The 13,280-nt window shown below is 43.2% G+C and carries 11 protein-coding genes and 1 pseudogene; 5 read left to right on the top strand and 7 right to left on the bottom strand.

Annotated elements, in window-relative coordinates; translation table 11 throughout:
• Both ACCI49_RS21370 and ACCI49_RS21365 read right to left on the bottom strand, forming a co-directional pair.
• On the bottom strand, positions 1–78 hold a 78-nt coding region (locus ACCI49_RS21370), incomplete at its 3' end, for an IS3 family transposase (protein WP_371841258.1).
• 197 nt (positions 79–275) lie between these two features.
• The gene (locus tag ACCI49_RS21365) at positions 276–566 is read right to left on the bottom strand and encodes a transposase (RefSeq protein WP_371841257.1); all 291 of its coding nucleotides are present in this window, start codon (positions 564–566) and stop codon (positions 276–278) included.
• On the opposite strand from ACCI49_RS21365, the gene ACCI49_RS21360 reads away from it, so the two are divergent.
• Positions 548–877: a NosD domain-containing protein gene (locus ACCI49_RS21360; protein ID WP_371841256.1), complete on the top strand. Its 330-nt coding sequence runs from the start codon at positions 548–550 to the stop codon at positions 875–877. The two genes, ACCI49_RS21365 and ACCI49_RS21360, sit on opposite strands and share 19 nt — an antisense overlap.
• Positions 878–1,053: 176 nt before the next feature.
• On the opposite strand, the gene ACCI49_RS21355 is transcribed toward ACCI49_RS21360, so the two are convergent.
• The 5 genes from ACCI49_RS21355 to ACCI49_RS21335 form a co-directional block, all read right to left on the bottom strand.
• Complete coding sequence (locus ACCI49_RS21355; RefSeq protein ID WP_371841255.1) at positions 1,054–2,217, bottom strand: Gfo/Idh/MocA family protein; 1,164 nt, start codon at positions 2,215–2,217, stop codon at positions 1,054–1,056.
• Entirely contained in the window at positions 2,210–3,124 is a 915-nt protein-coding gene (locus ACCI49_RS21350; RefSeq protein ID WP_371841254.1) for a TIM barrel protein, read from the bottom strand. Before ACCI49_RS21350 ends, ACCI49_RS21355 begins: the two co-directional genes overlap by 8 nt.
• A 350-nt stretch (positions 3,125–3,474) precedes the next feature.
• Positions 3,475–6,876, bottom strand: a complete 3,402-nt coding sequence (locus ACCI49_RS21345; RefSeq protein WP_371841253.1) for a Gfo/Idh/MocA family oxidoreductase — start codon at positions 6,874–6,876, stop codon at positions 3,475–3,477.
• A 17-nt stretch (positions 6,877–6,893) separates the two neighbouring features.
• Positions 6,894–7,019: a hypothetical protein gene (locus tag ACCI49_RS21340; RefSeq protein ID WP_371841252.1), complete on the bottom strand. Its 126-nt coding sequence runs from the start codon at positions 7,017–7,019 to the stop codon at positions 6,894–6,896.
• A 292-nt stretch (positions 7,020–7,311) separates the two neighbouring features.
• A complete protein-coding gene (locus tag ACCI49_RS21335; RefSeq protein ID WP_371841251.1) occupies positions 7,312–7,494 on the bottom strand; it encodes a hypothetical protein in 183 nt (60 codons plus the stop codon).
• A gap of 395 nt (positions 7,495–7,889) precedes the next feature.
• Here ACCI49_RS21335 and ACCI49_RS21330 point away from each other — a divergent pair.
• The 4 genes and pseudogenes from ACCI49_RS21330 to ACCI49_RS21315 all read left to right on the top strand — a co-directional run.
• Positions 7,890–8,018, top strand: a pseudogene (locus tag ACCI49_RS21330) (Na+/H+ antiporter NhaA); the annotation flags it as partial.
• Between the two features lie 862 nt (positions 8,019–8,880).
• The gene (locus ACCI49_RS21325; protein ID WP_371841250.1) at positions 8,881–9,480 is read left to right on the top strand and encodes a DUF4360 domain-containing protein; all 600 of its coding nucleotides are present in this window, start codon (positions 8,881–8,883) and stop codon (positions 9,478–9,480) included.
• Between the two features lie 647 nt (positions 9,481–10,127).
• The gene (locus ACCI49_RS21320) at positions 10,128–11,906 is read left to right on the top strand and encodes an amidohydrolase (protein ID WP_371841249.1); all 1,779 of its coding nucleotides are present in this window, start codon (positions 10,128–10,130) and stop codon (positions 11,904–11,906) included.
• Between the two features lie 214 nt (positions 11,907–12,120).
• Complete coding sequence (locus ACCI49_RS21315; RefSeq protein ID WP_371841248.1) at positions 12,121–12,627, top strand: ester cyclase; 507 nt, start codon at positions 12,121–12,123, stop codon at positions 12,625–12,627.
• The last annotated feature ends 653 nt before the right edge of the window (positions 12,628–13,280 follow it).

The raw sequence follows: 13,280 nt of genomic DNA, 5'->3' as shown, positions 1-13,280 counted from the left end.
TGCCAAGCCTAGCTTTTTCATTAGCTTGCGGACTCGATAGCGCCCGACTTCAAAGCCTTCTTTGCGTAACAGCTTCATTAACCGACGACTTCCCAGACTCTGTCGGGACTCTGCAAATAAAGCCTTCAAACGATGGCATAGTTGCCATGTTTGGCTATCTATTGAGCTATCACTACGGCGACACCAATCGTAATAGCTACTCTTATTTACCTGCATTACCCGGCAAAGCACCCTAACTGGAAAGATACCTTGCTGCTTCTTGATAAAGTTGTACTTTATTTCATTTCTTTCGCAAAGAAGGCGCTGGCCTTTTTTAGGATTTCCTTCTCCATACGCAACTGCTTGTTTTCGCGTCGCAATCGATCCAATTCAGCACGCTCGCCGGCATCCAGCCTTACTCCGCTCTCTTCCAGCTTCAGCTCTTTTATCCAGCGTCGCAGATTGTTAGCAGTGATTCCTACAGCCTCGGCAGCTGTAGGAATCGAGTATCCTTGCTCGGAGACTAGGGCTACGGCGTCTTTCTTGAATTCCGGCTTGAAATGCCGACGTGTACCTTTTGTTGTCATACTTCACCTCGCTTGGTAGTTTTACCATCTTAGCGAAGTGTCCGGAAGGATTAGACCACTACAGAGTTCAAGTCCATACAATCCTAAATACTCTTTCTGAGAACACCATTACACATAACGAATCACGCGGAATTATTATGATAAACGCAAAAGATAACATCATAAAAGACAACACCATTACAAACAACAAAACCCTTGATATGGTAGATCATTCCCAAAACAAGCTTTGCACCAATAAAGTCAACAACTGGGCCAACAATAGTATCGGAGGTATAGAAACAGCCATGCCTGCATGTCTAAAAGACCAATAACCTGAAAAATATTTGAAACAGCTTGTAAGCAAACGTATTTTAAGAGCACTCATCAACAATACCTGAGTAAGTTCTGGATCTTACATAAGACCCCAAAGAACTCACCCATAATAAGGGAAAGCACATCATTACAATCCAGAATTTGAAAAATCGTTCATGAATTATCACTTTATCCATCATATAACCTTTAACATTGGCGGATAAGCATCTATCCATTTGCCGTTATTTTTTGCTGACTCAACAGCCGCATAAACACTTGCCATTGAGCGTAAGCCATCTTCAGCCTTCGGATAAATATCTATTTCACACGTGGGCAATTGATTTATCTTTTCCACCTGAATAACTTCGAAAAGATCACGATAGATATTTGCCAGTGCCATTGGAAAGCCCTCTGAATGACCATAGCCCATGCGAGAAGCACGAGTCGCAGCAGTAGAGAGGTCACTTGAACCACGCTCTATGATTTGAGTTCGACCATTCATAGGGGTGTAATAAAGTTGATTTGGGTGTTCTTGTTGCCAAAAAAGTCCTCCTTTTTCACCAAACACCCTGAGAGTCAAACCGTGCATACGCCCAATTGCCACAGACGATGCCCAAAGACGGCCTACAGTTCCATCATCCATACGGAAATTCACCATCGCATCATCTTCCAGCTCCCGACCAGGAATTATTGAAGCAAAATCAGCAGAAATACTCTTAACCTCCTGACCAGTAACGAAACAGGCCAAATGCAATGCGTGGGCACCGGCATCTGCTAAAACGGAGGAAACGCCGGCAGTAGCAGGGGAGTAACGCCAGCGTATACTCGGGTTTTCTTGATCCTGAACATTTGCATGATAACCATGAGCAAACTCTGCATTAATCACACGAATTTTACCTAATTCCCCAGATAAAACCATCTCGCGCATCTGGCGAACCAATGAAAAGCCAGAATAACAAAAATTAACTGCACAAATCATACCTTTTGAACGACAGATACTAACGATCTCTTCAGCCTCTTCGACAGTTATTGTCATTGGTTTTTCACAAAGAATATTAAAGCCAGCTTCAAGAAATGCCTTCGTTATTTCGAAGTGGGTGGAATTTATAGTCGCAACTGTAACAAGATTGAGTTTGTCTGTCCGTTTATATTCGTAGTCCAACATTTCCTTCCAGTCACCATATGCGCGACTAGGGTGGATACCAAGGGATTGAGCGAAAATACGCCCCTTATTCGCATCTAGGTCCATAGCTCCTGCAGAGAGCTGGAATAGTCCGTCTACATTCGCCGCTATTCGGTGTGCCAGCCCTATCTGACTTCCCTCCCCGCCTCCAATCAATCCCCAGGTCAGCCTAACCATCTGAAACCTCCTGATTGAAACCAATAGAATTAAGAAAGCTCCTATTGTATATGGCGTCCTCAATTGGTGAGGTATTCCCTAGGGGATCGCAGTCCTGCTCCACGGTACACCAACCACTGTAGCCAGCGGAAATCAACCGCTCGTAAATTCCAAGAAAATCGACTCCACCATCACCCAAATGACAGAAAACTCCCTGTGCGCATGCATCATAAAAATTTGTTCTATTAGCAATAGCATATGCCTTAATGACCGGAGATACATCTTTAAAGTGCAAATAAGAAATCCGAGACATATGACGGTTCATAAAATCTAGAGGATTAAATCCTGCATAAACTGAGTGTCCCGTATCGAGACAGATTTTCAATAGATACGGGTCAGTTTCATCCAGTAGGCGTTCAAGCTCAGACTCAAACTCAATAAATCCTCCAACGTGAGCATGAATACCCACTTTTAAACCATATTCTTCTGTCCCTAAACGAGCCACGGTTACAATTCGCTCCTTAAAGTCCTCCCATTCACGTGAGTCCATGATCTCAGCCTCATTTTCACGCCCTGCTGTAGCGGCCCGGCGCGAAGAAATAGAATCAATTAGCACTAAATTCTCAGCACCGTGCGATTCCAAAGTTTTACAGGTACGTCTCGAGACATCTAACACTTGACTCCAAGCATCCGGGTCATGAAATGGTTGAAATATTACACCCCCTACAATTTCCAAGTTACGTGAGGCAAGCGCATCACCCAGTGTGAGTACATCACTCGGCATATAACCTACTGGCCCCAGCTCAATACCGGTATATCCTGCAGCTTTACATTGATCAAGCACATGAGTCCAATGTGGATTCCTTGAGTCCTCAGCAAATTCTACTCCCCAACAACAAGGTGCAATACCAACTTTGATTGATATCATGCGCTTCTTCCGGTCAACCAATCTCCATCTCATACAGTTGAAATGAAAAAATATACTGCAAATAACCTATATGAATTTAAGTGTCATATCCACGTAATCACAAAGAGATTAAACCTTTAGACCATGCAGCTATAAACCCCGCACCTTGATAACTCAAACTCATTAACCTCCCCTTGCAATATAGGTGCAATCAGCTTTTAAATTAATTTGGCCATCCAACCGGAACATATTGCCAAATGTCCTTAAACTTAGCTTGCAATACCCCTACAAAAGATAATTTTGACGAATCACAGAAATTTACTTAGTGCGAATCCTTAAAGGAAAGAATCTATGTTACGGGGAAAAAGGTATTAGTTCGCAGAATATCTATGCGCTGGATTCGATTTCATATTATCTTCCAGGGCTTTTCTTTTAATATATAGATCACATTCGCTGATCATCCTAATTGCCTCAATAGAATCAGCCAAAGGAAGCTCTGGACACTCAATCAAATTCTTCTCCATGCATCTTTGGACTGCCTGGACCTCATAATAGAACCCCTCAGAGTTTGGGTAATTGAACTTCCCTTCTATTTTTGGCAGAGGGAACTCAAAAGATTTAGAATCATTTCGCGCCCTTCTACCCCCTCTGATTTTTGTCACTGAGATTCGAGTTGGGCAATGCGCAGGAGAATGAACTTTAATCCTCCCTTCCGCCCCATAAATATCTACCTCTTCAGAGCTCTCCACCAAATGGCTCCAGGAAATTATCGCTGTGGAACCGGTATTGAAATGCGCATAAATTAAGCCTGCACCATCCTCCCTATACCCATAGTTATCCAGCATACCGGAAAACTCAAGACCAGATACCTCCCGACCCAACAACATCAAAGCTGCATGAACTGGATATACTCCTGCATTCATACCAGCGCCCTCTCTCCACTTTGAAGAGTGCAATCCTTCATCCATCTTTAAATCAAAACTAAAATCTGCACGAACTTGGCATATCCTGCCAATAGTCCCGGCACTAATAATGCGTTTACACTCCTCTATAGCCGGGAAAAATCTCATCCACATGCCCTCCATACAAAAAAGCTGCTTTTTATTGGCGAGCGCCTTAATCCTTTGAGCATCTTCAACCGTGAGCGCCATTGGTTTTTCAATTAGGACAGGTTTTCCGGCCCTTAAGGCCAATTCTGCATGCTGCCGATGGAGCCTTGGAATAGTCGCAATGTAAACAACATCAACACCTGGATCAGAAACTAGTTCCCGGTAACTTCCATAAGCCCGACTTGCTCCATGGTCTCTCGCGAAATCTCTTGCCCTATTCAAACTTCTCGAAGCCACAGCATAGATTTCAGCAGACTCCAAATAATTAACGGCCCTCGCAAAATCATTTGCAATATTTCCACAACCAATAAATCCCCAGCGCAGTTTTTTATGAGAAGATTTCACTTGGGTACGAATATTGGATACATCCACAGGTTCAGAAAAGTATTCTTCCTCTTCTACTGTATCCGGATCCAAAATTAACTCGGGATGATGAACAAGCATAGTTTGTAGCTTAGTCCAGGCTCTTTCCAGATATTTCTTCTTGATTTTGTTAACCCAAATACAGTTCCCTAGGGGTGCTGGTAGCGGCGCTCGCAAAGTGCCTGAGCGGTGAATCGAGATTTGTTTCATTGCTGTTTTGTACACATCTAGGCTCAACCCCTTCACATTGGCAGCGAGCCCCAACTTCACATAGATACTAAAAAGCAACTCAATCTCTGTCCTAGATATTAATCCCATTTGCTCAGCAACCAGGGAAGTGAATAAGCAATCAATACCCACCGCTTCCCCATGCATCAATCTGAAGGCCTCATCACGCTCCAACCATCGCGATAGCGTGTGTCCAAAATCCATCGGTCGGGATAAATTTTCTTCTTTTAAGTCCCCTGCTATACTATCAAGCATTGCATCAATACAATTTATGAATAGACTATAGGATGCCTTTCCAGGCATGCCGTCAGACTCGAGGAATTGATGTTCCAACAGTGAAACCCCTTTCTCTGACAATACTTCGAGTACATCCTTATTAAATACCACACCAACTTTGATCATCTCACCAATTGCACTTTTCAGTACTCTTTGTGGATTAGTTTTTAAGAAGGTTGGATCAATTATGGTATGCAAAGGACTGTGAAAAGCACCAATCCCATTCTTGATGTTGTGATTTACGCTAACCTTAATACCGATAGATGAGTCAATCATTCCCATTAGGGTAGTTGGGATACGTATCCAAGGTGTATTACGTCGCCATACTGCGCTGACAAAGCCAATCGTGTCTGTTACTGCTCCCCCTCCCATAGCTACAATTGGCTCCCTATAGCGAAGAGGGTTCACCTTCCATATTTCATCAATCATTTTTAAAAGGCTATCAATATTTTTTGACTGTTCACCGCCTTTCATAACTATTGGAATAAACTTAACCCCAACGGACTTTTCCCACTCAACAATACCTTTTGCATACAATCCCCACACCTTGTCATCAACACAGCAAATAATTCTATTCTTTGGCGGCCTTAGGAGTTCAATGAGGAACTTATTACCGGGATTAAAAAGTCCTTGGTGGTACCATATTCTCTGATTGGTTGGAGCCTGACATATTGTATCTGAAACTTGGACGATGGAATGATGATTTTTGTCTTTTTGCACTTGGGCCTTAATACTGGGCTCTATCACCGCGGCTAACTCGAGAACACCACATGCATGATGTAGTCGCGGTAGGCTCTGGTACTTACCATCATCGCCTTCCAGAATAGATTCAATAAAAAGCTTCTTCAAGTCACGGTAATCCTGTTCAAACAAGTAGCAATACCACATCGCTCCCCTTTCTTTTCTTGTAAGCTCAAGAGCGCGATCAAGCCTATCCGGCATAGCTTGCCGACTAAAAATGGGCCTACCTCTAAGTCCTTTCCGTATCACTATGCAGTTTTCTACGCCTTCACAACGGGTAGCCAGAAAGGAGAAACTCACACCCAAATTGGTTTTTAGAGTAAAAGATAGTTTCTTGAAATCTTCAATATCACCAAAGCGCTTCTGTACTGTTTCATCTTGATTCACCACTACATCAACAATGTTGTGGGGAGCAAGATTCCACTTTGCCGCGCAGAGCTCAAGCTCATGGCAGCACTGGTTAAGCAACATTCCTTCGGCATTTTGCTTGAAGACGCTTTCCAAATTGGCCTCTGGATGCGGATTGTGATGAATAAATCCAACGCTTCTAGACTTCAACTTCCATTTCTCATTAATCCGCGCAACCTCATTTACGTAGCTGGCGATATGCTTTTGATAACCAACAACGACATTTACACGCTTCTCAACAGCACTCCTCTCCATTTCACGCAATTTTTCCAAGGAGTCGGCACCAGGCTTTTCCAAGTAAATATTTCCATACCCTTTGGCTACTACAAAATCAAAAATCCTTTTAGTTGATTGAGTTCTAACCGAGATCACAACCAAGTTTTTATAGGAAGGATTTACCTTTGGCATTTGCTCTAATGAGGAGTAAATTTTGAAATCACCAAATTGACCCCTGAGTCTCGCCATCTCCTCTTGGAATGCCATTCCTTTATCGGAAGATGCGACATCACCTAATAGCCAAAACTCTTCAACAACGGCATCTACCTCTACATTTGGCATATTCATTAGCTGAAAAAGATGCAGCCATCCAATTGACTCTCCAGGCAGGCCAACACCAATCACAGTGACATGCACCACATTTTGATTCATAGCGACAATTCTCAACCTCATATCAGCTCAAAGCCACCCAGATCCGCAGAAATTTGGCCTTGCTTCTTTAACTCATTGCTAGTGTTTTCCTGTTCAGCACTCAACTTTTTTTTAACGTATCGAGCCACGACCATTTCAGTCATCTGGCACCTTCCTAGCTCAAAAAAGTTAAGCGGGGGTAAATACAATTAGCTCTAACGGTTTTGGCTTAAAAAAAAAGTGCTCCGATAGCCGCATATCTGATCCACACCAATCAACCACCCCAGTATAATTGCAAAAAACTATTAAAGATATTTGAATTTGTCGTTTTTATTAGGAGGGCTGGATCGATAGTATAGATCTCTCTCCAAAGGCAACGACTGACAAGACAGCAATAAGTAAGGTGTATTAATCCAGACTTGACCTGACAGAGCATCTTTTGAAAACCGGTAACTGTCAGATCAAGGCTGACCTAGTACATGTAATATCACCCACACTCAACACACCTAGCTGGGTAATAAGTGCATTACTAGCCAACCCTATATCCTGCTCAATGTCTGTTGTATTACCAAAACCAATCTGGTTAATTGAAGCTGTACTTGCAAGAGCATTATCCTGGCCCAAATCAGAATCATTCATTGCTCCAAACGGATTAATAACTGCGAAACTTGAAGACGTTGGACCATCTACACGTTGATTAAGATCAGCAGTATTTATCGCTCCCGCCTGATTGATGAAAAATCATTATCAGTGATGCCCTGGGCGCTCAGATATGGGACTCGGCAATATTACAAACTTAGTACACCCCCCTGCAGCGTATGGAAACCCGCTTGTATATCCGGGTTGGCCAGCTGGTGATTCCCATCTTCATTCTAGATAATGGGGGCATCCCATTTCACAGCCTTGCCAGCTTCGCGGCGGTGACTATTAACCCTTGGGGTGATTAGCGGCTTGCTTTTCGCTAAGCTGGTAGGCGTTGTATGTGCCACCTGAACGACTGTAAATTGAGCTGGGGCTAATTACCGACGCCTGCTAATTTCCAACCTATTATTGGGGTGCCATTACTCGCAGGGATTTGTTTTACGATATCGATTTTTATTGGCGAACTGGCATTCAGCAACCAGAGTAATCTACTAACTCAGGCCGAGGCAGCTATCCTGTAGGCACCTATGATTGCTGAAATAGTTGGATTTCTAGTGTTGCGTAATGTAACGATACCCAATTAGCTCAACACTGGCGAAGCAGGGCCCCAAGAGGTTAATTCCGAGCATCCAACCCATTGGCTACCTTAATAAATTGCAGCTCAATTTTAGCCTTAGCAAAAACTAAATTCTTTCTTTGGTTGAGTGCTCCATGATCATTTGGTTACTTTGTACGCCCTCCCGCACTTTCAAACTAACAAGGGCCTGTTTACAAGGATACACTTGCCTTTGAATGATTTCTTGAAGTGACTTCACCACCTTTGCCAAAAAAATGGAATGCCCCCTGCTATTGAGGCATAGGCAAATAATTTCCCCCAAAGCATCCAATGAAATTAACTCTGCTTTTAGACCAGCTGACAAATTGAACCTCCACTCGCCACACAATACCACCAAGTGCTCACACCCCCAAAACATATGAAAAAATTTGATCCACAACAGGCATTTAAATAGTACAAGTCTCAATCAAACCGCCAAAAATACTTTCAAATATACTAAAAAAGAAACCAATTAACCCCAATCTTCTTTAACGCTTAACCTTAAATTCAGGATGAGCATAAAAACAATGGCACTTCAACTTAAAAAATAGTCAACCAGACACCCCACCAATGATCAAGAATCCAATATTTAATAACAAAATTTTATTCACAAACTAATAGCTACAATATAAATCATTGACATCCCTCTTTATAATTTTAGAATACAAAGAACACAAACCAACAAGAGGAGAAACAGTCTAAAACAGGTTTAGATACCGAATAAAGATTTTTAAATATTTAATTCAAAAATCTGCAATCATTTATTCACAAAGAAATGGAGATCACCGGTGTTTAAAAAGCTACTAACATTCACGCTTTGCTCAATCTTATCTGGCCCAATTCTGGCGAAAACCATATTAATTGACGGCCAGCCAATAGAAATCGGGGACATAAATGTCAATGGAACCGGCTGCCCAGACGGATCTGTAACGGCCACCGCAACCAATGATAATAAAAATATCGCTATTTTATTTAGTAATTACAGCGCTATTACCAATTCTGCAAACCCCATTGCCACTTCTGACTGCAACATAGCGCTTCCTTTAAGCGTAGAACCCGGATTTTCGGTAGGAATACTGGATATTGATTGGCGAGGCACAGTATTCTCTGCCCCAGATGCCCTAATCAATTTCCATCGGGAATACTTTTTCTCTGGTAGTCAGGGCCCAAGCCATGACAACAACTGGAACGGCACTGGATTTGAAAACTTCCTCGTAAATGATCGTCCTCCCTTTGTATATTACTCAGGATGTGATGGAGAGGCTTTAATTGCACGAGCAGATACTGCGGCAACGGTAATCGGTGCAGACAGCCTATTTTCCCTGCGATCTGCGGATGTTGGAGCTGAATTACTTTTACATGTTCAAGTAATTCCTTGTGAAGAATAGATAATCATCTTCGCAGCAACCACCCTCCTGTATTTGGTGGGTGGTTGCTACTATATTCCATTGAAAAGGAACCCCAACTTTAATAGTATCAAACCATCCCTGCATAGCAGCAACACGGTAAAAAGGATACATGGAGAGTGGAGAGTGGAGAGTATTGCCAATACCATTACACAGTTTGAACCCATAGCTAAGAATTTAGCTAGACGTAGATTTTTTTAACCCCAACCACTCACAATTAAGCAGCAATAATCATACTTTTAAGTAATTTTTAAAAAGATAGTTGATCAGCCATTCATTGTTGATATGGCAGATTGAAGCCACGCATGGGGCCCACCGGAAAATTATCACGCATTTCTAATAGAGCTTTACGTCATCACTCCTAGCTGCTCGTTAACCTTTTGTTCATACTACTGGGTCAAAAGGAAAGAATACACTTCTCTCGAAACACGCTGAGCGTACATCCAGGCATGCTCACAACCGGCATCTATGCCCTTTACGATCAGAATGAATGTATCCTTACCCGACATCTTTTTAGCAAATACATCATATCAGATTGAGAGATACATTATTAATCTATTATAAGGCTTCAGTAGATGGCGAAACTATAGTTACAGGCCAACTCTTACCACAACATTTAAGTATTTACTATGAAAACTAGTTTATTACTAAGTCTAGCTCTGTGTACCTTGCTGATCACTCACTTCGTTGGCGCTGCAGAAAAAGCTGACCGCGTGTTAATCGGAGGCGTTATCGAAACAATGAACCCCAATCAGCCTACTGCAACTGCCGTGGCGATACACGGCGGTAAAATTATTTATGTTGGGAATGATAATGGCGCAAAAAAATACATTGATGATAAAACAGATGTAATTTCCCTCAATGGCAAGTATGTAACGCCGGGTTTTATCGAATCTCACAACCATGTTGTTGCTTCTGCATGGACCACTATGGGAGTAGACCTGAGTGGTGCTCGCTCAGTAGATGATATTGGTCGAATTTTGAAAGAGCATGTTAGGGCACACCCTAACGAGAAGGGTCCACTCATTGGATTTGGATGGATGCCCGCAAATATTGGCGCCAGGGGCCCAAGAGCCAAGGATCTCGATAAGTGGGATCTTGGTCGGCCAACCATTGCCATTGGCAATGCTGTGCATGATGCAGGATTAAACACTCTGGCACTCAAGGCAGCCGGCATTGATAACAATACCCCGGATATTCAGCCTGGTGTGATGTATTGGGAGCGAGATGAGAACAATAATATTACCGGTCTAGGTATCGAGGTCATTTTCTTCGACGCGTTCATTAAAATTGGAGCCTGGCAACCCGAGAGAATGGTTCCTGAATCTATAGATAAGCTGCAAGGTTTTCTTGCTAAGCAGGGAGTTACCACAGCCATGGTGCCGGGGCTAGTAACACCGGCTGCGGCTGTCAGTTCAGAGCTTTTGATGAAAGACATGCGTGAAATCATGCCCATTTTGAAACGAAGAGCCGATCAAGGTGAAGCGCAGATACGTCTTAACGTGATGCCAATGTTCAAACTTCCGGATGCTGATCCTCAAGAATTCGTCGATTTTACCTTGGAAATGAAGTCGCTTTATGACGATGATATGGTCCGTGTAGATAAAGTTAAAATCCATCCAGAATTAGCCTGGAATCAACGAGGCGCCACTCAACTGGTTCCCTACCTGCCAGAGAAGGAGGGTGATGCGCCTACATGGGGACATTATGGTGTCTCTCCCGACCGAATTTTCGAGGTTGTTAACCGAGCCAATAGAAATGGGCTGGATGTAATTACGCATGCTGACGGAGCCCGCCTTATAAAACGGCTCACTGAAATTATTATAGAAGCAAAAAAACAGTATCCCAACGCACGCAATCGACTTGACCATATTTCTATGATGGATACAGAAACGCGAAATAAAGTCGTAAAACACAATATTCCCACCAATGCCACTCCTATGTTTGTTAATGAGCTTGATGCTGGTTTAAAAGGCGAAGTGATATTTCAATATATGCCCCGGGATTATATTAAAGAGGCCCTAAGCCCCTACCAGGAACTGATAAATCAGTATGACAATGTCTCTTTATCTGGCGACACGCCGGCAGCTCCTATTGATCGAGCTTACCCTATCTATTTAATGCAGCAGGCCATGACCAATAAAGAACCATCTATTGAAGGTTCAACCGCATTCCCCCCATGGCGTCCTACTCTAACAATTGATCAGGCGCTACATGCCTATACGGTGGCGCCAGCCTGGCAGATGCGCATGGAAGATAAAATAGGCTCAATAGAAGTGGGTAAGTATGCAGACATGGCAATTTTTGAAAAGAATCTAAGGGATATTAAGCCAGACAATTTGATAGAAGAGGCCAAAGTAGTTGGAACACTTCTTAACGGAAAATTTACTCACAGAGAAGATCTATGACTACAGCCTGCCCATTGACAGCAGTGTGTTAGGTTTAACTGGTTTTACCGGTGGTTCCATACTGCTCAACCAGATACTAATGCCACCATCATGACGATGCGTAACTGTAAGTGGCGCAAACTTCATGGGTAGTGGGAGAATTTATATAGCGTTATCTGTGAAGGTGGCCATACTGAATACCAAATTGCCTAAGCAAACAATCGGAGGATAATCGATGTCCAAGCGCTTCCTTACCATAGCCCTGGCGTATCTTTGCCTGATCAGTATTGCCAGCAGTGTTTTCGCGCAAGACAATAAGCTGCAAAGCAACAAGAAAATTGCGATGCAGGCAATCAAACTCTGGTTGAGTGGTACCGACATAGATCCAACAACGATTTACGCACCCAATTATGTGAATCATCTCGACTCTGCGACTAATTTAAGTGGCGGTCCACAAAAGCGCAACCTGGAGGAATTTAAGGCTGAGGTGGCGAAATTTCATACTGCATTCGCGGATGTAAAGCTTCTCAACTCAATGCAGGTGGCCGAGGGCAACCTAGTCTCAACTCGCGTGGAGTTAAGTGCTAAGCATATCGGCTCATTCCTGGGGGAAGCCCCTACAAAGGAAACGATCACCTATGACGCGGTGGAATTTGTCAAGATTGAAAATGGAAAAATCCTCGAAACATGGGTCACTTGGGACAAATACGGGTTTCTAAAGCAAATTGGCGCCTTCAAATAGCCACCTTGGCTCGCCTCCCCTCCAACCGCTCTCAATTCAGTGGTGGTTTCCTGGCCCTTGAGTGGCATACATTTGGCAGGTGACGGAATGCCGGTTCTGTCACGCCTCAGTATCGGGAAAACCTCATCTTCAGGACATAAGGGAGTTACCTAGCCTACTTACTGATGCCCCTTGATTGAACAACTCCGGTTACTACTGGGTCAGAAGGAAAGAGGACATTGCACCCGTGATGCGCTGTGAATACATCCCTGTAATCTCGTAATCGGCATCCATGCCTCATACGGTCCCGAATGCAGTGTATTCTTTCCTTCCCCCTGTTTAGTATGCATAAAGGCATTATAAGTACTCGAGATCGGTATAGATGTGTCTCACCTACGCCTAATTAAAGCGGTACCAATCTTGCCATTGCTGAGTCCCAAATACTTATCCTAAAGGCACTTGTCATAGTGCCGGGGCTGCTTAATGCAATCGGGAGGCAACAAACTTAAGGCTTGTTCGCTTAACTTCCAACTCTCCTTCAAACAGCGTGACTTGATAGAGAATATATTAAGTACTGCACAGAAAAGTAGCGAGTTATTGTCAATTCTGGTGTTTAGCCAGTCTGATCAAGCAGCGCTCTGATCGGTGGTTGTCGCTTCCTCTCCATCCGTGAA

Origin of the sequence: Microbulbifer epialgicus (assembly GCF_041447265.1) — a bacterium.
GTDB classification, from domain to species: domain Bacteria; phylum Pseudomonadota; class Gammaproteobacteria; order Pseudomonadales; family Cellvibrionaceae; genus Microbulbifer; species Microbulbifer epialgicus.
Note: the sequence above shows the minus strand (reverse complement) of the source record. Positions and strands in the feature narration are given on the sequence as shown.